We start from the raw sequence: 18966 nt of genomic DNA on the forward strand, positions 1-18966 counted from the left end.
TATCCGGCCCGTGTCACTCGGCGGTAGGGCTCGGCGTGCCGACGGCGATCATCCGCTCCACCGACTGGCGCGCCCGCTCGGCGATGTCGGGCGCGACGTCGACCACGTAGGTGCCGTCGCGCAGCGAGCGCAGCAGCTTGTCCGGGGTGATCATCTTCATGTACTTGCACACTGCGGCCCGGTTGACGGGCTCGAAGATGGTCAGCGGGTTGGCCTTCGTGAGCTGGTGCAGCATGCCGGTCTCCGTGGCGACCAGCACCTTGGCGGCCTTCGTCTCGGCCGCGGCCGAGACCATCCCCGAAGTGGAGAGGATCCGGGTGCGCTCCGCCGGCACGACCCCGCTCGACGCGAGGTACAGCGCGCTCGTCGCGCACCCGCACTCGGGATGGATGAACAGCTCTGCCTCGGGCTCGGCCATCACCAGCTCGCGTAGGTCGGCGCCGTTGATCCCCGCATGGACGTGGCACTCACCCATCCAGATGTGCATGTTTTCGCGACCGGTGAGCCGTTGCACGTGAGCGCCGAGGAACTGGTCGGGGCAGAACAAGATCTCGCGGTCGGCGGGGATGCTGGCGACGACGTCGACGGCGTTCGACGACGTGCAGCACACGTCGGTCTCGGCCTTCACCGCGGCGGTGGTGTTGACGTAGCTGACCACCACCGCACCGGGGTGTTCGGCCTTCCACGCCCGCAGCTGATCGGCGGTGATCGTCTCGGCCAGCGAGCAGCCGGCCTGCTCGTCGGGGATCAGGACGGTCTTGTCGTAGGACAGGATCTTGGCCGTCTCGGCCATGAAGTGGACGCCGCAGAACACGATCGTGGACTGCTCGACCTGCGCCGCAACCCGGCTGAGCCCGAGCGAGTCGCCTACGTGGTGGGCCACGTCTTGGATCTCGGGCACCTGGTAGTTGTGGGCGAGGATCACCGCGTCGCGCTCGGCCGCGAGTGCCCGTACCTCTGCGGCCCACGCGTCGAACGAGACCTCGTCAGTCGTCACGACTGAGAGGCTAGGTCCTCGCAAGGCGGCTGCCGTAAGGGGTGTTTCACGGCGACCGACGGTGCCGAGCCCGCCGGCTGCGATCCGCGCGCGCGGTCACACGCGAGAGCGCCAGCTCGAGCGGGTCGCCGAACCACAACCGCTCCAGCGTGTCGACGAGCTCGCCCTCGCCGCGCTCGCCGATGGCGACGGCGGCGTCGGGGTCGTCGCTGCGCCGCAGCACGGTCGCGACGCCCTGGTCGCAGACCGTGGCCGAGATGCGGATGCGCACCCGTTCGGGGTGCAGGCTCGGGCGCACTCCGGTGGTCAGGCGGCCGTACTCGTCGCGCTCGTCGAGCAGCGGTGCCGCCCACCCCAGCGTGACCAGGCCGGCCGCGTCGAACGAGCAGGCGAACAGCCCGAGTGGGCCGGCGAGCAGCCAATACGGGTCGTCCCCCTCGCCGAGGCAGGTGGCGCGCACGGCGTCGTCGGTGGCGGCGATGACGTCGCTCGGTCCGTTGACGAGGCTCGCCAGCGCCGCGGGGTCGTGCACGGTGAATCCGTAGAGCCGGGCAGCTCGCATGTGGAACGGGTCGTCGAGCGTCGCCTGCAGCCGTGCGTCGAGCACGAGAGCCAGAGCGAGCGGGGCCAGGTCGCGGTGCGTCACACCTGTGTGTGTGCGCGCAGTCGTGCCGCGCGGCAGTCCCTACCGCAGCACAAGCGCGAGCGAGGTGAGCTCGGACGCCGCGGCGACGACGGCGCCACCGAGGCGCTGGCCCGGCCGCCGGGTGAGGCGTTCGAGCGGGCCGCTCACGCAGACCGCGGCGACCACCTCGCCGGCGGGCCCCAGCACGGGCGCGCTCACCGAGGCCACGCCGGGCTCACGCTCTTCGACGCTCTCGACGTAGCCGCGCGCCGGTATCGGCTCGCCGCCCAGGAGGTGACCGGCGGAGCCGGCGGCGAGCGGCAGCAGCGCCCCCTCGGGCACGATCCAGCGCAGGCCGTGCAGCGCCTGCAGGGAGACGACGCAGCGGCGCGCGTCGGCCTCGCGCACGAAGAGCTGCACACCCTCGCCCGTCGCGTCGCGCAGTGCGGTGAGGACGGGACGCGCGGCCTCGGCCAGCGCGAACCCCTCGGCTGCCGACCGGCCGAGGCCGATCAGCCCGAGCCCGAGGCAGAAGCGACCGGCGCCGTCGCGCCGCACGAGACCGTGGTCCTCGAGCGCCGACGCCAGGCGGTGGGCGGTGGCCCGGGGCAGCCCGGACGTGTGCGCGAGATCGTTCAACGAGAGCGGGCCTGCGGCGACGGCCCGCAGCACGGCCACCGCCTTGTCGAGCACGCCGACACCGGATACGCTTTCCATATCTCAGGAAGTCTATCCCAGAGAGTGAGACGACATATGCCAGGTGTGACCCTGCCGCAGAAGGTCTGGGACCGCCACGTGGTGCATTCCGCCCCCGGCGAGCCCGACCTGCTCTACATCGATCTCCACCTCGTGCACGAGGTGACCAGCCCGCAGGCGTTCGACGGCCTGCGGATGAGCGGCCGGCGGGTGCGGCGCCCGGAGCTCACCGTCGCCACCGAGGACCACAACGTGCCGACGCAGGACATCCACCTGCCGATCGCGGATCCGATCTCGGCCAAGCAGGTCGACGTGCTGCGGGCCAACACCGCCGAGTTCGGGATCACCTCGTACCCGATGGGCGACCCCGGCCAGGGCATCGTGCACGTCATCGGCCCCGAGCAGGGCCGCACCCTGCCGGGGATGACGATCGTCTGCGGCGACAGCCACACCGCCACCCACGGGGCGTTCGGCGCGCTTGCCTTCGGCATCGGCACCAGCGAGGTCGAGCACGTGCTGGCCACCCAGACCCTGCCGCAGAGCCGCCCGAAGTGGATGGCAATCGACGTCGACGGCGAGCTTGCCGCCGGGGTGACGGCGAAGGACATCATCCTCGCGGTCATCGGGCGCATCGGTACCGGCGGCGGCATCGGCCACGTCATCGAATACCGCGGGTCCGCCATCCAGGCGCTTTCGATGGAGGGACGGATGACGGTGTGCAACATGTCGATCGAGGCCGGGGCGCGCGCGGGGATGATCGCCCCCGACGACACCACGTTCGCCTACCTGGAAGGCCGCGCCCACGCCCCGCAGGGCGCCGCGTGGGAAGCCGCTCTCGCAGACTGGCGCACGCTGCACACCGACGACTCCGCCGCATGGGATGCCGAGGTGCGCATCGACGCCACGTTGCTCTCCCCACACGTGTCGTGGGGGACGAACCCCGCCCAGGTGGCCCCGATCGACGCGGCCGTGCCCTCCCCCGACGACGCCGCCGATCCGACGAGCCGCGACGCGGTTGCGAGGGCACTCGAGTACATGGGCCTCACCGCCGGCACCCGCATCCGCGAGATCGCCGTCGACACCGTCTTCATCGGCTCGTGCACCAACAGCCGCATCGAAGACCTGCGTGCCGCGGCCGCGGTGCTCGACGGCCGGAGGGCGACGGTGAAGCGGGCGATGGTCGTCCCCGGCAGCCACGCGGTGAAGGCGCAGGCCGAGGCCGAGGGGCTCGACCGCGTCTTCGTCGCCGCCGGTGTCGAGTGGCGCGAGCCGGGTTGCTCGATGTGCCTCGCGATGAACCCCGACAAGCTGGCCCCCGGCGAGAGGTCGGCGAGCACCAGCAACCGCAACTTCGAAGGCCGCCAAGGGCGCGGCGGGCGCACCCACCTCGTGTCCCCGGCCGTCGCCGCCGCCACCGCGGTCGCCGGCCACTTCGCCACCCCGGAGGATCTGAGATGAGAGCCGCACGCGTCCTGACCGGCACGGGCCTACCGCTGCGTCGCAGCGACGTCGACACCGACCAGATCATTCCCGCCGAGTGGCTGAAGCGCGTCGAGCGCACCGGCTTCGAGCAGGGCCTCTTCTCGTCGTGGCGTGACGACCGCAACTTCGTGATGAACGACGAGCGCTTCGCCGGGGCGAGCATGCTCGTCGCCGGGGCGGCGTTCGGGGTCGGCTCCAGCCGGGAGCACGCGGTGTGGGCGATCCAGCAAGGCGGCTTCGACGCCGTCATCGCGCCGAGCTTCAGCGACATCTTCTTCAACAACTGCACCAAGAACGGCCTCGTGCCGGTGGTCCTGGCGACGGCTGCGGTGGAGCGGATCTGGGATGCGATCGACGCCGACCCGCGTACGACGATCGTCGTCGACGTCGAGCGCCTGGTCGTCGAGGTGCCCGCGATCGGGCTGGTCGAGCCGTTCCCGATGGACGCGCCGACTCGGCAGCGGTTCCTCGAAGGCCTCGACGACATCGGCATCACGCTCACGCACGCCGACGCGATCGACGCCTACGAGGCGCGCCGCGCTTCCTGGCTCACGGCCTGAGCCACTGCCGCGTCGTCACGCCGAAGATTGCGAGTCGTGGTCGATCCGCAGCTCGACCGGCATCCATGAGCGGCGCAGGCGGACCTCGACGCTCGCGGTCTCGGCATCCCGAGCGATCCGTTCCAACCCCGGCTGCAGCCTGCCGACCACGATGACGTCGATCACCAGCACCGCCAACGCCCCGACGCCGAACTCCATCGCCAGCGTGAGCGCGGCGCCGCTCCAGTCGAGGACGAGCGCGATGACGACGAGCACCGCGCCGAGCAAGGCCGTCAGCAGGATGAGCAGCGCGCGTCGCACGGTCGTCGCCCGCCTGACGCCGAGGGTCACCGCCCCGGCGAACCACACGGCTGCCCCGGCCTCCACACCGAACGAACCGAGGCCCTCGCCCGAGGGTCGCTCGGCCCAGACCGCCGAAGGTACGGCGACGGCGATCCCGACGACGACCATCACCACCGGTATCGCTCGCGCCGCGAGCGACACCGGCCGCCCCAGCCCGGACATCGGCAGCGTCGCGGAGGGTCCCGCCTGCTCGCCCGCCGACGGCCGGAAGCGCACGGCCCAGTCGAGCCAGCCGTAGCGGCGCCGGCGCGCTGGTTCAGACGGGTCCACGCGCGCAACATACGGCGTTCTCGGTCGGATCTGTCGCGCTATGCGTCACAGATCCGACCGAGAACGGGACTTGCTAGGCGCTGGTCGGCCTACGCCGCCAGCTCACCACCACCGCGCTCGCGCCGGCCAGCACCAAGAGGGCGCCGATCGCCAGCGCGGGGCTGGAATCGGAACCGACCGAGGGCAACTGGCCACCGGACCCACCGGTGACGGTGGTCGTCGGGGCGAGCGTGGTCTGGGGCACCGTCGTCGGCGAGATCGACTCGACACAGGTTCCCGGGAACGTCAACAAGACGTCGGCGGGCTCGACCGCGTCGACCAGGCCGTGGACCGTCCTCGACGGTCCGCCGGGCGGCTGCTCGGGCCACGACGGACCCTGCGGGCCAGGGGGGCCCTGCGGCCCTGGCGGCCCTGGCGGGCCTTGTGGACCTGGCGGGCCGGCAGGACCCTCGGGCCCCTCGGCGCCGTCGGGGCCGGTGACCGTGGCGACGCACTCGTCGGGGTAGCTCTCACAACCGGACTGCTGCGCCGGATGGACCGTCCTGGACGGACCTTGATCCGTGTCGTTGGGCCCGTCACCTGGCGGGCCTGGCGGGCCTGGCGGGCCTGGCGGCCCGATCGGCCCCGTCGGCCCCGTCGGACCCATCGGCCCTTCTGGCCCCTCCGCGCCGGCGGCGCCGGGCTCGCTCACGATGCAGATCCCGACGAGGGTCGCACAGTCGGGGGCATCGCTCGCGTGCACGAGCCGTGACGGACCGGAAGGGACATCCCACCACGCGGGCCCCTCCGGGCCTGGCGGTCCTGGGGGACCCTGCGGGCCCTGCGGACCTGTCGGCCCTTGCGGACCCGCGGGACCCGCGGGACCGTCGGGGCCTTGCGGACCATCGGGCGTGACGCATTGCACCGAATCGGACTGGGCCTGCACTGCGCCGCCCCCCGCCGCGATCGTGCCTATCGACACGACGGTGGCGGCGGCGGCGAGGAGGGCCCACGGACGTCGAGACATCGCTCACCTCCAAACACTTTGAGGTCCACCCCTAGGACGAACCACCCGACGCCCCCGCCGGGTGGCGCCACCGTAACAGCGCCTGGAACGCCCCTCGACCAGACACGACGGCATGCCCGCAAGGGCCGCGCGAGTCGCCGCCGGGCGCTCTGCGAGAATCCAAGCGTGTCGCGTCCACCGCTGTCGATGGTTGCCCGCGCGCTCACGGTGGTCGCGGTGGGTGTGCTCACGGCCTGCGGGCCGGCCGGCGACGGAGGCGACGACGCGCAAACACCGGAGCTGCCGAGCGCGCAGGACTCGGCACCGGCGGCACTCGCCGAGTTGGTGGCCGCCACCGCGGACTTCCGCCTGCTCGCCGAGGGGGAGGACGACTGGCAGGTGTGGGTCTGCCAGGTACCGGCGGACACCACCGCCTGGCCGTACGCGGGACTCGCCCTGCGCCTGACGCTCACCGCCGACGGCGTCGCCGCCGAGCTCGAAGAACACGTTCGGCCCTACTTCGAACAGCTCTCGGCAGGTGCGTACGAACCCCGGTTCACCCCCGGGGGCGAGATCCGCCTCGGCCCGAGCGACGGGCCCGAGCAGTGCTCGGCTCGCGCCCTCGACAGCGCCGACCCGGCAGCCCGCGGCGTGATCGCCGTCGCCGACGCGGAGCACCAGGCGACGAGCTCTGGTGGGTTCGGCTCACCCGGCGCCGGTTGCCCGGCACTGCCATGCCCGGCGGCCACGACGCGCCGGATCGTGTACGTCGGCGCCAGCGACTTCCACCCCGACTGGGGCGAGATCGCCGCCGTCGACCTGATCGAGCACGAGCTCGGCCACGCCCTCGGGTGGCCGCACAGCGCGGACAGCACGGGCAGCACGGACAGCGCGGACGACACGATCGACGACACGATCGACGACACGATCGACGACACGGGCCACGTCTACGCGAGCGCGCTCGACGTGATGAGCAACAGCGCCGCACCCCGCGACACGGACCCCGCGCGAAGACACGCCCCGGGCACCCTCGCCGTCAACCGCATCGCGGCGGGTTGGCTGCCCCTCGCCGACGTGTCGGTGGTCAGCGGCAACGGTGGCGTGCTGCGGCTCGAGCCCAGCTCGTCAGCGGAGGGGATGCGCGCCGGCGTAGTCGGCGTGGACAGCGACAGCCTGCTCACCGTCGAGGTCCTCGCCGACCAGGAGGCGAACGACCACCTGCCCGCGAGCGGGGTCGCCGTGCACCTGGTCTCGCTCGACGGCCCCTCCTGCGGGCGGGGCGAGAGCGAGCGCTGCGGGCCTACCGAGCGCTCCCAGCAACCGCTCGTCGGGGGCACGCCGTTCACCGACCTGCTGCAGCCGGGCGAGCGCTGGAGCGGCGTCGGATGGCAGGTGGAAGTCCTCGATCAGGCGGGTGACACGTGGGTGGTGGAGATGCGCCCGACCACCTGAGCGAGCGGGCTCACTCCATCACGCGCAGCGCGTCGGGGATCTTCATCCGGGAGAGCCGCCGCGCGAGCAGCACGGGGGTGAGACCCACCGCCACGACGCCGACGAGCAGGGCGACGAGCAGCGTCACCGGGTGCAGATCGACGACGAAGCCGAGCTCGGGCACCGTCTCGGAGATCAGCGACCCGACCATCCAGCGCACCAGCCCGTACCCGAGCCCGATGCCGACAAGGGTCGAGGCGACGCCGACGATCAGGCTCTCCGCGGCGATCAGGGCGACGACCGAGCGCACCGGGAGGCCGAACGCGAACAGGGTGGCGTGCTCACGGGTGCGCTCATCGACGGCGATGCTGGTGGAGTTGAACGCGATCAGCAGCGCCAGCGCGAGCACGGCTGCGCCGGCGATCGCGAGGAAGCCGAGCACCTGTTCGAGCATCTCGCCGAACAGCTCGGTGATCTCGGCCACGGGCTGTGCCGACGCCACACCCGGGGTCTCGAACATCGCCCGGCGCAGCTCGTCCAGCGAGACGCCGGGCGCCGGCAGCACGTCGACCGCGTTGGTCACACCGGCCAGGCCGAAGGTGGCCACCTCGCCCGCGTCCATGTAGGAGAGCGAGCGCAGCGGGCTCGGGTGGAGCCCGACCACGGCCAGTTCGGTCTCCGTCGTCTCGAAGCCCGCCGACCCCGCAGACGGATGGCGCAGCACGACCGCGTCGCCGACTTCGACGCCGAGGTCGTCGGCCATCTTGCGGGCGAGCACGATCCCGGGCGGGCCGCTGCCGTCCGAGCGCGCCGCGCCGTCGACGATCGTCGGTGTCCACGCCGCCTCACCGATGTCGAGCACGGTGACGATCAGGTCGAGCCCCGCCGCCTCCTCCTCGCCGGCCGCACGCACCTGGCCACCCACCTGGAGCAGCGGGTCGGCGCTCGCGACGAGGGGTGAGTCGACGACCGCCCGCACCTCGGCCGAGTCGACGAGGCGGAACCCGTCGAGCTGTACGGAGACGCGCTCGGGTACGTCCTGCAGCAGCTCGCGTTCGCCGTGGCTGATCGTGGTGCGCAGGCTGTCGACCATGCCGAGCACGCCGACGAGCACGGCGATCGCCGCGCCGACGCCGAGCGCCGTGAGCAGCGTGCGCCGCGGAGCGCGCAGCACGTTGCGCACCGGGAGCTGGGCCATGCTGTTGCCCGGCACGTGCAGCACCCGCAGCAACCGGGCGACGGCGCGGCCCTGCACGGCGACGTGCGCGGTGCGGATGGCCTCGACCGGTTCGACGCGCACCGCGCGCCGCACGGGAAGGGCCGACGCGAAGAACGGCACGACGAAGCCGAGCAACGCCGCCAGCGCGAAGACCCCGAACTGGAAGGGGTCACGCCACTCCGGCAGCGGCAGCAGCGACGACATCACGCCGCTGACCGCGGCGCTGATCGCCCAGCCGACGGCGAGGCCGAGCACCACTCCGGCGAGAGCGATCTCGGCCGCGACGAGCAGCGGGCGCACGGCGATCCTGGCCGGCGACACGCCGAGGGCCATCTGCACCCCGATCTCGCGTCGCTCCGCGTCGACGATGCGCCCGATCAGGTTGAACGCCGCGAGGCTCGCCGCGAGCAGCACCAGCAGCGAGAGCACGTTGTAGATCTTCTGGTCGCCCTCGATGTCGTCGTAGAGCAGGCGGTACCCGTCCTCGTCCTGACGGGAGAGCACGGTGGCGCTGACGCCGCTCAACGCCTCGACCGCTTGCTCCAGCCGGGAGGCGGCCTCGTCCGCGTCGACCCCCTCGGCGAGGCGGACGACGAGCTGGTTCACCTGGCCGTCGAGCCCCGCCAGGCGTTGCACGTCGGCTAGCTCGGCGTACACGATCGCGAAGCCGCCAGGCATCAACGAGACGGTCGGCCCACCGGTCACCCAGAAGTGCTCCGCGAGCATGCCGTGGCCCACGTAGCGCACCTCTGCCCCGCCGGCGAGGGTCGCCTCGCCCTCCACCCCCAGGCCGTGGTGGTCGGCGAGCTTCTGCTCCAGCACCACCTCGACCACGTCCGCGCCGGGAACAGGTAGCCGACCCTCGGCCAGGTGCAGACGGTCCACGTCCGCCGCGTCGGTGCCCAGGTCTTGACCGATCAGCTGCCCGGGCACCAACACGAGCGCCTCGCTGGTCGAGGCGTCGAGCTGGGTGTCGACGACGAGACGCTCCTGCGCGGCCACCACCGTTCCCTCGTCCTCCAGGTCGGCGAGGGCCCCGCGCAACGTGCCTGACGGCGCGGTGGTGCCCGAGCCGAGCTCCACCCGCAGGTCGCGGAACGAAAGCGCGGCGAAGCTGGCGTCGTAGGACATCCGCCGCCAGGTGCCGGTGGAGTTCAACCCGGCGTAGACGCCGGTGCCGATCGCGATCACCAGCGCGATCGCGACGACGCTCAACCAGCGCTGGCGAAGGTCGCGCAGCGACCAGCGGACGAAGAGCGAGCGTGATCCGGCCAACGGCTCACCACTGCAGGTCGCGCACGGCGGCACGCCCGCCGAGCGGTGGGCCGTCGTGCACGATGCGCCCGCTCGACAGCTCGACGACCCTGTCGGCGACGCGGGAGATCTCGCGGTTGTGGGTGACGACGAGCACGGTCAGCCCGGCGTCGGCCTGGGCACGAAGCAGCTCCAGGATCTGGACACCCGTGCGGAAGTCGAGCTCGCCGGTGGGCTCGTCGGCGAGCAGGATCGGGTTGCCGGTGGCGAGCGCGCGGGCGATCGCCACGCGCTGCTGCTCGCCCCCGGAGAGCTGGTGCGGGAAGTGGTCGAGCCGCGCGTCGAGCCCGACGTCGGCGAGGGCGCTCTCGGCCCGCCGGGCGGCATCGTTCCTGCCGGCCACGTCCGCGCCGAAGTGGACGTTCTCCCGCGCGGTGAGCCCCGGCAGCAGGTTGAAGGTCTGGAAGATGAAGCTGACCGACCGTCGGCGGAACGCGAACCGCTCTGCCCGCGACATCGCCGTCAGCTCCCTGCCGGCGACCACCACCCGCCCGCTCGTGGCCGTATCGAGGCCCCCGATCATGTTGAGCAACGTCGTCTTGCCGCACCCGGACGGGCCGAGGATGACCACGAACGCAGACTCGTCCACGTGCATGTTCACGTCGACCAGGGCATCGACGGTGACCTCGCCGACGACGTAGCGCTTGGTCACGCCGTCGAGGTCCACACGGGTGCCGAGAGCGGTGGTTCCGCCTGTCACGGGAGCAGTCTGGCGCTAAGCACAGCTGAACGTGGCGTCCAGTTGCACCCCCGCAGCGCTGACGCCGTGGAACGAGCCGCTCACCAAGTCGTCCGCCACGACGAGCTCGGCCGCCGGCAGCTCGAGCGAGGTGCCACCTGCGAGCAATACGAACACCTCCGCCGGGAACGTCCCCGCGCCGTCGACCGGCTCGGTCGAAACCACCTCGACCGCCAACAGCTCGCTCGCCGCCGCTGACGCTGGCGCGGATGCCGTGGCTGTCGAAGAGTGGTCGATCTTCACGGCGAACAGCTCCCCGGGCTGAACGACTCGCCCGAGCAGAAGAACGCGGCTTCGGGGTAGGTGGCCGCGGCCTGCTCGGCGCGCAGCTCCGACCCGACCGCGATCGCCGAGGTCAGCGTCTCCGCGCCGTCGTCGAACGTGACCTCGATCGAGATCGGAGCGGGTTGCGCGGGACCTGTCACCGCCTCGTCGTCCGCCACCGTCGTGGACGACCCGGCTGCGAACGCAGTGGTGGGCGAAGGCGTACCGTCCGAGGAGGAACCATCCGAGGAGGAACTACAGGCGGCGCAGGCCGAGAGCACCGCAAGGGTTACGGCCGCAGGCAGCCGTCGACGCCGGGACATGACGCGTCGAAGGTAGCCCGAGCGGGGCCTCAGGTGGCCGCGGCCTCGTCGCCGAAGTCGGGGAGGTGGCGCAGCTTGGGGTTGTTGCTGAACACCTCGATCGGCTCGGTCATCGGCAGCCGCAGCGTGCGCTGCAGGATGCGCATCGCAGTGTGCTGGTTGTACTCGACGAGCGTCACCGCCCAGCCGTCGCGACCGGCCCGTGCGGTGCGCCCGGAGCGATGGAGGTAGTCCTTCGAGTCCTTCGCCGGCTCGAAGTGCACGACGACCCCGATGTCGTCGATGTCGATGCCGCGCGCGGCGACGTCGGTGGCGACGAGGATCGAGAGGTGGCCCTCGGCGAAGCGGCGCATCGCGCGCTCGCGCGCGGCCTGGGGAAGATCGCCGTGGATCGCCGCGGCGTCGACGCCGAGCTCGAGCAGCTGGTGCTCGACCCGGTCGCAGACGCGCTTCGTCTGGCAGAAGACGACCGTCCTCGTGGTACCCGCGGCGATCGACGCCACCACCCGCACCTTGTCCATGTGGTGCACGGCGAGCCACAGGTGGTGCATCGTGCCGACGGTGTCCGTCGCCGAGTCGACGGCCACCTCGACCGGGTCCTTCAGGTAGTGGCGGATCAGGTGGCCGACGTCGCCGTCGAGGGTGGCGGAGAAGAGCATCGTCTGGTTGCGCCCGGTGCAGTGGCGCAGGATCCACTCGACCTGGGGGGTGAACCCGTCGTCGGCCATGCGGTCGGCCTCGTCGAGCACCATCACCTCGACCTCGGAGACGTCGACCTCGCCTGCCTTCAACAGGTCGATCAGCCGTAGCGGGGTGGCGACGACGAGCTCCACCCCGCGGTCGAGGTGCTCGATCTGTTGATGGCGGCTGGCGCCGCCGTACACCGCGAGCACCTTGCGCCCGGTGTGGGCAGCGATCGGCTCGAGCACCTCGGCCACCTGCAGGGCGAGCTCACGCGTCGGCACGAGCACCAGCCCGAGGGGCCGGCGCGGCGCGGCGCGCTCACTCATCCGGGCGAGCATCGGCACGCCGAACGCGAGCGTCTTGCCCGAGCCGGTCTTGGCCCGCCCGCACACGTCACGACCCTCGAGGGCGACGGGGATCGCCTCGGTCTGGATCGCGAACGGGGCGGCGAAGCCGGCCGCGGCGAGCCCGGCGTCGACGTCAGCGGGCACGCCGAGATCGGCGAATCCGGTCGGTGTGTCGACGGGGGGTAGAGCGGTGACGGTGGTGATCGGACGGCTGGAGCCGACGGGCTCCTCGAGACGGCGCCTTGGGGCGCCCTGGCCGCGGGTCTGCCGGCGACGTCCGCGCGGCGCACCCTGGCGGGATACGGGTTCGTTCATGTTGATCGGGCAGGGTATCGCCCCTGCCGCATGACCGGCCCTACGGGGACGGAGCCACGAGCACCCCGCCGAGCACGTGGACGACCCCGTTGTCCGCCTCGACGTCGCCCGACTCGACCCCGACCCCGCCGATCGACACCGCGCCGCCGGCGACGTCGACGTTCACGTACTGACCGTCGAGCAACGTCGCGTAGTCACCGGAGACCAGGTCGCCGAGAGCGAAGGCTCCCCGCAGCACGTGGAAGCGCACCACGCGCTCGACCGTCGCCGGGTCGAGGCCGCCGTCGCCGAGTTGCTCGAGGGCGGTGTTGGACGGCGCGAACACGGTGAACCGGTGCGTCATGTCGGCGAGCTCGTCCCTCAATGCAGCGAGCTCCGGCATCTCCAGCACCGCGGCGAACGCGGACAGCTCCGGTGTGGCCGCGATCACGTCCAGTACGGACGTCTCCGGCGGCTGGGTCACCGGCGGCTGGGTTGCCGGCGGCGCCGTCTCGGGCGGCGCGCTGGTCTGCGGCGGCTGCGTGGCCGGCGGGGCGGTGGTGCCCGGCGGCACCGTGGTGGCGGGCGGCGCGGGTTGGGCGAGGAGCCCGGCCGCGAACGCCGCGCGTACCGTGGCCACGTCGAGCAGACCGGTCTCGGGCACACCGAGGCTGGCCTGCAACGCCCTCACCGCGTCGGCCAGCGCCGGGCGGTAGATGCCGTCGACCGGGCCGTCGTAGAAGCCGAGCTGCTGCATCTCCCACTGCAGCTCGGCGGTGGCGAGCAGTGTCGCCGACTTGCGGGTGCCGACGCGCTCGGCGATCGCCGCGATAGTGGCGTCGTCGGCGACGCCGGTCGCCGGCAGCCCCTCGTCGGCCTGGAATTGGGAGATCGCATCGGCCAGCTCGGTGCTGGCGATGCCGTCGACCTCGCCGGTGTAGTAGCCGAGCAGGCGCAGGTCACTCTGGAGGGCGGCGGTGAACTGCCCCTCCTGCAGGGCGAGGCGTGCCGCGGCATCGGCCAGGATGTCGGCCACCACCACACGGTTTGACTCCAACTGGGTGAGCTGGCCGTCCTGCACGGAGGCGATGATGAACCGGCCCCCGCCGGGCTGGCCGTCGGAGCCGAGCTCCAGCGGGCCGCTCGGGCCGTCGTAGTCGATGTCGTCGCCGGCGCGCAGCTTGGCCAGGCAGTCGGCGTAGGTGGTGCAGGGCTCGCCACCGGTCGTCACGTCGGCCATCGCCTCGGCGAACACCAACGGATCCGTACGCCCGCCGACGGCTTCGGCCGCGAGGGCGACCGAGATCGCGCAGTCGTACGCCTGCGCGCCGTAGAGCACCTGGGCATCGGCGCTGGTGGCGAGCCGGGACATGAACGCGAGGTCGCCGCTCGTGCCGATGACGGTGATGCCGTCGGCCGCGGTGGGATCGCTCGCCGACACCTGTTCGGCGAGGCGAGGCGTGCCGAGGCCGTCGAGGCCGACGATCGTCGCCGGGTCGACGCCGGCGGCGAGCAGCTCGCGCACCGCGTTCAGGCCTTCGCCGAGCGACACCACCACCACCAGGTCGGCGGCGGCCTGACGGACCTCGGCCACCTGCTCCGCGAACAGGTTCGCCTCGGAGCGGTACGAGACGGTGGTCACGGCGATGTCCTCGTACTCGAGCACGGATCGCAGAACTGCCGCGATGCCGGTGCCGTAGTCGTCGTCGCGGTGGAGCACGGCCACGGTGGGCGGATCTTCGGGGTCGGACAGCCGATCGCGCACGTAGTGCGCGGCGTTCGTGGCCACCAGCCGGTCGTCGAGGGCGGTCCTCGCCAGGTGGCCGGGCTGCACCAGCCCGGGGCGCGTTGACGACGCCGAGCAGGCGAACATGTCCCGGTCGACGAGGAAGCGCGTCGCGTCGGCGGTGTCGACCGACAACGCGGGGCCGACGAAGGCGCGCACTCCGGCCGCGGCCAGCTCGTCGATCGCGACGTCGATCCCCTCACCCAGTCGTTGGGGCAACGCCAGCACCTCGACGTCGTGGCCGAGCACACCACCTGCGTCGTTGATGTCGCTCGCCGCGAGCGCCACGGCCGCAGACTGCGCCGAGGCGAACCGGGCGAAGGAGCCGATGTCGGGCATCACCACGCCGACGGTGAGCGTCTCACTCGCCGGGGCGTCGGTGCCCGGAGCCGACGAGTCGCCGGGCGCACCGGTGTCGGGGCCGGACTCGGTCGTCGGCGACGAGTCGTCGGGCTCGCTGCCCGGGCTGCCCCCGTCGTCGCCGCTGCAGGCCGCAGCGAGGAGCGCCGCGGCGACGAGCACCACCAAACCGGCGCGGCGCGGGCGGCCGGCGGCAGGCTGAGGCTGGCGGCTTGACGTGTCGTGCATCGAGACCTCACGTGTTCGGGAGACGCCGCTCTCATCCGGCGTTCTGGTCAGGCAATCGGCCCGTATGGCGCCGACCTTTACCCATGACCGAGCGGCATATCGCCGCAGTGTTGCATGGTGGTTGCCGCGCGGGTGCGATCTACGCTCCCGCGCGTGAAGGTGCCGCTGACGATCAACGACCACCTGCGCCGCGCCGAGCAGCTGTACGCGCGGCGGATCGGTGTGATCGACGAGCCCGACCAGCCCGCGGAGTCGTGGGGCTCGCTCACCTACGGCGAGATCGCGGACCGCGCCCGCGCCCAGGCGGCCGGGCTCGACGCGCTCGGCATCGGTGTCGGCGAGCGGGTGGCGATGGTCAGTCACAACTCGGCCAGGTTGCTCACCAGCCTGTTCGGGGTGAGCGGTTCTGGTCGCATCCTCGTACCGGTGAACTTCCGCCTCGTCGCCGAGGAGGTGCGCTACATCGTGGAGCACTCCGGCGCGAGGGTGCTGCTCGTCGACCCCGAGCTCGACGAGGCGCTCGCCGACGTGCGCTGCGAGCGCCGCTTCGTGATCGGCGCCGAGAGCGACGCCGAGCTGTTGCGCCCGGGAGTGCAACCCCGCCCGTGGATCCCCGACGAGGACGCCACGGCGACGATCAACTACACGAGCGGCACCACCGCTCGGCCGAAGGGGGTGCAGCTCACCCACCGCAACCTGTGGATCAACTCCACCACCTTCGGGTGGCACATGGGCGTGTCCGACCGCGACGTGTACCTGCACACGCTGCCCCAGTTCCACTGCAACGGGTGGGGGATGGTGTACGCGGTCACGGCGATGGGCGGCATGCACGTCGTGCTACGCAAGATCGACGGCGCCGAGATCCTGCGACGCGTGGCGGCGCACTCGGTGACGATGCTCTGCGCGGCACCGGCCGTCGTCAACGCGATCCTCGATGCGGCCACCGACTGGGAAGGCCCGATTCCCGGGAGGGGTGCGGTACGCATCGTCGTCGCCGGCGCGCCGCCGCCGACACGCACCATCGAACGGGTCGAAACCGAGCTCGGATGGGAGTTCGCGCAGATCTACGGCCTCACCGAGACGTCTCCGTTGCTGACGATGAACAGGTGCCGAGCCGAGCTCGATCCGCTGTCGCCGGCCGAGCGCGCCCAGGCGCTGTCCCCGGCCGGGGGGCCGGCGGTCGGCATCGAGTTGCGCATCTCGCCCGACGGCGAGGTGCTGGCTCGCGGCAACGTGGTGATGGACGGCTACTGGGCCCAACCCGAGTCGACGCGCGAAGCCATCCACCCCGCCGCCGACGACCCGGACGGCCCGGACTGGTTCCACACCGGCGACGGGGGCTCGATCGACGCCCTCGGCGCGGCCGGCGACGCACGCCTCTTGACGATCAGCGACCGCAAGAAGGACGTCATCGTGACCGGAGGCGAGAACGTCTCCTCGATCGAGGTCGAAGACGCCATCTTCAGCCATCCCGACGTCGTCGAGGTCGCCGTGATCGGCGTCCCCGACGAGAAGTGGGGTGAGCTCGTGATGGCCCTGGTGGTGACCGTGCCCGGGAGCACGCTCACCGAGGCCGACGTGATCGCCTACGCGCGCACCAGGCTCGCCGGCTACAAGTGCCCGAAACAGGTCGAGCTGCGCGAATCGCTCGCCCGCACGGCCACCGGCAAGCTGCAGAAGTTCAAGCTGCGTGAGCCGTACTGGTCGGGCCGCTCCCGCCAGGTGAACTGACCCCGGTTCGCGACGCGCGAGCATCGCCGCGATGGCAGCCGGCTTCGTCGCGACGTGGAAGGAGCGCCTCGACACGTGGCAGCAGCGCCACACGCCGCTGGCCTTCACGGTCGGGGTGGTGAAGAAGTTCGGCGACGACCGCGCCGGGCGTCAGGCCGCGCTGATCGCCTACTTCGGGTTCTTCTCGCTCTTCCCGCTGCTGCTCGCGGTCACGACGATCGTCAGCTTCGTGGTCAGCGAGCAGGACGCCGCCGAGCTGCAGGACTCGATCCTCGCCGAGATCCCGATCATCGGCAGCCAGCTCGCCGGTGGGGTGAACGCGTTGGAGGGCAGCGTGCCCGCTCTGGTGGTCGGGGTCGCCCTCGCGATCTACGCCGGATTGAGGTGCATGCTCGCCGCGCAGGAGGCGATGAACGCGGTGTGGAACGTCCCGCGGATGGACGAGCCGAACTGGTTCGCGAAGCGAGCCCGCTCGCTCGCCCTGCTCGGCGCGATGGGCCTGGTGTTCATCGCCAGCACGGCCGCTTCCCAGCTCGTCCCGCTCATCCCCGGCGTCGCCGGGGCGGCGAGGATCGGCGGCATCGCGCTCGCGCTGGTCGTCAACTTCTTGTTGTTCCTCGTCGCGTTCTACGCACTCACCGTCGGCAAGCCACCGTGGCGGGCCCTGGTGCCGGGCGCCGCGGTGGGAGCAGTCGGCTACCTGCTGCTGCAGGAGGTCGGACGCTGGTACGTCGACCGCACCGTCAAAGGCGCCGTCGACACATATGGCACCTTCGCAGTGGTGATCGGCCTGCTCAGCTGGTTGTACCTCGTCGCCCAGCTCTTCGTGTTCTGCGCCGAGGTCAACGTCGTCGCTCATCGCGGTCTCTGGCCTCGTTCGCTGTTCACCAGCGCGGCCACGCCGGCCGACCGCGAGGCGCTCGCCGGCGCCGCCGCCGCGCAGCAGCGTCTCGGAGACCAGCGCATCGAGGTCACCTTCGAGACGGAAGCCGGCGAGCCCCCGCCGGCGGACTGAACGCGCGCCGTCAGTCGACGAGGGCTTGGTGCACGAGCTGCTTCAGCTGGCTGCGCAGGGGGTGGGTGGACGACGGCAGCAGCTGGGTCATCATCAACACGGTCATGTCCTCCACCGGGTCGACCCAGAACGTCGTGCTCGCCGCGCCGCCCCACCCGAAGTCGCCGACGGAGCCCGGCACCTTGGCCGCGACGGGGTCGACGGTGACGCTCACGCCGAGACCGAAGCCGACGCCGTCGAAGGTCGTCTCGGAGAACAGCGGCCTGCCGAACTCGGTGAGATCAGCCCCGCCGGGGAGGTGGTTGGAGGCCATGTACTCGACCGTGCGTGGCGACAGCAACCGGGTGCCGTCGAGCTCGCCACGACGGCGGAGCATCTCGGCGAAGCGCAGGTAGTCGGCCGCGGTCGATACCAGACCACCGCCACCGAGCAGCGCGGCGGGGGGCCGCAACGCCGCCTTGCCGAACTGATCGAGCTTCACGGCCTGCTTCGTCGCCGGATGGGGTCCGTACAGCGACACGAGGCGATCGGCCGACTCCGCCGGCACGGAGAAGCCGGTCTCGTGCATCCCGAGCGGCTCCAGCACCCGCGTGCGCAACACCTCGTCGAGCGGCGCGCCGGCAGCGACCTCCACCACACGGCCGAGCACGTCGGTGGCCATCGAGTAGTTCCACTCCGCGCCGGGCTGGAACAGCAGCGGCAACCCGGCGAGCGTGTCGACGACGCCGGCGAGGTCGGTCGAGGGTGGCACCCCCCACTCGAACCCCGCGCGGCGGTACAGCTCGTCGACCGAGTGGGCGAACATGAAGCCGTACGTCAGCCCTGACGTGTGCGTCATCAGGTGCCAGATCGCCATCTCCTCGGTGAGCGGGTCGAGCACCGGGTTGGTCACCGAACCCGCCCGCCACACCTTCAAATCGCCGAAGGCCGGGATGAACCGGCTCACCGGATCCTTCAGCTCGAACGCCCCCTCCTCCCACAGCATCAGCGCGGCCACGGTCGTGATCGGCTTGGTCATCGAGTAGATCCGCCAGACCGTGTCGGTGGTGACGGCATCGCGCGTCTCGACGTCGCGCCAGCCATAGGTGGACAGGTGTCCGAGCCTGCCGTCGCGCATGACGGCGATGAGCCATCCGGGCAGCAGCCCGTCGTCGACGTAGCGGCGGAAGAACGCGTCGACCCGCCCGAGTCGACCGGCGTCGAGGCCGAGCTCGGCCGGGTCTGCATCCACCTCGAGCTTGTGTGTCATCGCCGAGAACGTAGCCTGGAGCGCC

The 18966-nt window shown here is 71.8% G+C and carries 17 protein-coding genes; 5 read left to right on the plus strand and 12 right to left on the minus strand.

The annotated features are described in order from the left end of the window. Positions 1-13 precede the first annotated feature (13 nt). Genes nadA through IPM43_04680 form a run of 3 tightly spaced genes read right to left on the minus strand, consistent with a single transcriptional unit; the run spans position 14 to position 2339 of the window. A complete protein-coding gene (gene nadA / locus IPM43_04670) occupies positions 14-997 on the minus strand; it encodes a quinolinate synthase NadA (protein QQS25668.1) in 984 nt (327 codons plus the stop codon). Positions 998-1043: 46 nt separating this feature from the next. After that, on the minus strand, positions 1044-1643 hold the full coding sequence (locus IPM43_04675; protein QQS25669.1) for a hypothetical protein: 600 nt from the start codon (positions 1641-1643) through the stop codon (positions 1044-1046). A 39-nt stretch (positions 1644-1682) separates the two neighbouring features. Continuing rightward, positions 1683-2339, minus strand: a complete 657-nt coding sequence (locus IPM43_04680) for a helix-turn-helix domain-containing protein (protein QQS25670.1) — start codon at positions 2337-2339, stop codon at positions 1683-1685. 36 nt (positions 2340-2375) lie between these two features. Here IPM43_04680 and leuC point away from each other — a divergent pair, with 36 nt between their 5' ends. Continuing rightward, positions 2376-3776: a 3-isopropylmalate dehydratase large subunit gene (gene leuC, locus IPM43_04685; protein QQS25671.1), complete on the plus strand. Its 1401-nt coding sequence runs from the start codon at positions 2376-2378 to the stop codon at positions 3774-3776. Further along, positions 3773-4360: a 3-isopropylmalate dehydratase small subunit gene (leuD, locus tag IPM43_04690; GenBank protein ID QQS25672.1), complete on the plus strand. Its 588-nt coding sequence runs from the start codon at positions 3773-3775 to the stop codon at positions 4358-4360. The genes leuC and leuD overlap by 4 nt, the downstream gene beginning before the upstream one ends. Positions 4361-4375: 15 nt before the next feature. Here the strand turns inward: leuD and IPM43_04695 are convergent, their stop codons facing one another. Together IPM43_04695 and IPM43_04700 are read right to left on the minus strand one after the other, a co-directional pair. Then, the gene (locus tag IPM43_04695; GenBank protein QQS25673.1) at positions 4376-4972 is read right to left on the minus strand and encodes a hypothetical protein; all 597 of its coding nucleotides are present in this window, start codon (positions 4970-4972) and stop codon (positions 4376-4378) included. A 73-nt stretch (positions 4973-5045) separates the two neighbouring features. Beyond that, positions 5046-5663 (minus strand): LPXTG cell wall anchor domain-containing protein, encoded by a 618-nt coding sequence (locus tag IPM43_04700; GenBank protein QQS25674.1) that lies wholly within the window; start codon positions 5661-5663, stop codon positions 5046-5048. A 480-nt stretch (positions 5664-6143) separates the two neighbouring features. Here IPM43_04700 and IPM43_04705 point away from each other — a divergent pair, with 480 nt between their 5' ends. Further along, positions 6144-7409 carry a hypothetical protein gene (locus IPM43_04705; protein QQS25675.1) on the plus strand — a complete coding sequence of 422 codons (1266 nt, stop codon included), beginning with the start codon at positions 6144-6146 and terminating at the stop codon, positions 7407-7409. A gap of 10 nt (positions 7410-7419) precedes the next feature. Here the strand turns inward: IPM43_04705 and IPM43_04710 are convergent, their stop codons facing one another. The 6 genes from IPM43_04710 to IPM43_04735 form a co-directional block, all read right to left on the minus strand. Continuing rightward, positions 7420-9882 (minus strand): FtsX-like permease family protein, encoded by a 2463-nt coding sequence (locus tag IPM43_04710; GenBank protein ID QQS25676.1) that lies wholly within the window; start codon positions 9880-9882, stop codon positions 7420-7422. A gap of 4 nt (positions 9883-9886) precedes the next feature. Next, positions 9887-10516 carry an ABC transporter ATP-binding protein gene (locus IPM43_04715; protein QQS26332.1) on the minus strand — a complete coding sequence of 210 codons (630 nt, stop codon included), beginning with the start codon at positions 10514-10516 and terminating at the stop codon, positions 9887-9889. Positions 10517-10636: 120 nt separating this feature from the next. Beyond that, entirely contained in the window at positions 10637-10903 is a 267-nt protein-coding gene (locus IPM43_04720) for a hypothetical protein (GenBank protein QQS25677.1), read from the minus strand. After that, on the minus strand, positions 10900-11085 hold the full coding sequence (locus IPM43_04725; GenBank protein ID QQS25678.1) for a hypothetical protein: 186 nt from the start codon (positions 11083-11085) through the stop codon (positions 10900-10902). Before IPM43_04725 ends, IPM43_04720 begins: the two co-directional genes overlap by 4 nt. A gap of 191 nt (positions 11086-11276) precedes the next feature. Continuing rightward, positions 11277-12593: a DEAD/DEAH box helicase gene (locus IPM43_04730; GenBank protein ID QQS25679.1), complete on the minus strand. Its 1317-nt coding sequence runs from the start codon at positions 12591-12593 to the stop codon at positions 11277-11279. A gap of 40 nt (positions 12594-12633) precedes the next feature. Further along, positions 12634-14946, minus strand: a complete 2313-nt coding sequence (locus IPM43_04735) for a peptidoglycan-binding protein (protein QQS25680.1) — start codon at positions 14944-14946, stop codon at positions 12634-12636. A gap of 153 nt (positions 14947-15099) precedes the next feature. Here IPM43_04735 and IPM43_04740 point away from each other — a divergent pair, with 153 nt between their 5' ends. Both IPM43_04740 and IPM43_04745 read left to right on the plus strand, forming a co-directional pair. Beyond that, entirely contained in the window at positions 15100-16677 is a 1578-nt protein-coding gene (locus IPM43_04740; protein ID QQS25681.1) for an AMP-binding protein, read from the plus strand. A gap of 31 nt (positions 16678-16708) precedes the next feature. Continuing rightward, positions 16709-17692: a YihY/virulence factor BrkB family protein gene (locus tag IPM43_04745; GenBank protein ID QQS25682.1), complete on the plus strand. Its 984-nt coding sequence runs from the start codon at positions 16709-16711 to the stop codon at positions 17690-17692. A gap of 10 nt (positions 17693-17702) precedes the next feature. On the opposite strand, the gene IPM43_04750 is transcribed toward IPM43_04745, so the two are convergent. Next, positions 17703-18941, minus strand: coding sequence for a beta-lactamase family protein (locus IPM43_04750; protein QQS25683.1), 1239 nt, complete (start codon positions 18939-18941; stop codon positions 17703-17705). Between the last annotated feature and the right edge of the window lie 25 nt (positions 18942-18966).

The organism is Actinomycetota bacterium, assembly GCA_016700055.1.
In the GTDB taxonomy this organism is placed as follows: domain Bacteria; phylum Actinomycetota; class Acidimicrobiia; order Acidimicrobiales; family Ilumatobacteraceae; genus Kalu-18.

Coding starts and splice junctions, on each gene's coding strand:
- IPM43_04680 (QQS25670.1), bottom strand. CDS start 2,339: ATGGAAAGCGTATCCGGTGTCGGCGTGCTCGACAAGGCGGTGGCCGTG.
- leuC (QQS25671.1), top strand. CDS start 2,376: ATGCCAGGTGTGACCCTGCCGCAGAAGGTCTGGGACCGCCACGTGGTG.
- leuD (QQS25672.1), top strand. CDS start 3,773: ATGAGAGCCGCACGCGTCCTGACCGGCACGGGCCTACCGCTGCGTCGC.
- IPM43_04715 (QQS26332.1), bottom strand. CDS start 10,516: ATGCACGTGGACGAGTCTGCGTTCGTGGTCATCCTCGGCCCGTCCGGG.
- IPM43_04730 (QQS25679.1), bottom strand. CDS start 12,593: ATGAACGAACCCGTATCCCGCCAGGGTGCGCCGCGCGGACGTCGCCGG.
- IPM43_04735 (QQS25680.1), bottom strand. CDS start 14,946: ATGCACGACACGTCAAGCCGCCAGCCTCAGCCTGCCGCCGGCCGCCCG.
- IPM43_04745 (QQS25682.1), top strand. CDS start 16,709: ATGGCAGCCGGCTTCGTCGCGACGTGGAAGGAGCGCCTCGACACGTGG.
- IPM43_04750 (QQS25683.1), bottom strand. CDS start 18,941: ATGACACACAAGCTCGAGGTGGATGCAGACCCGGCCGAGCTCGGCCTC.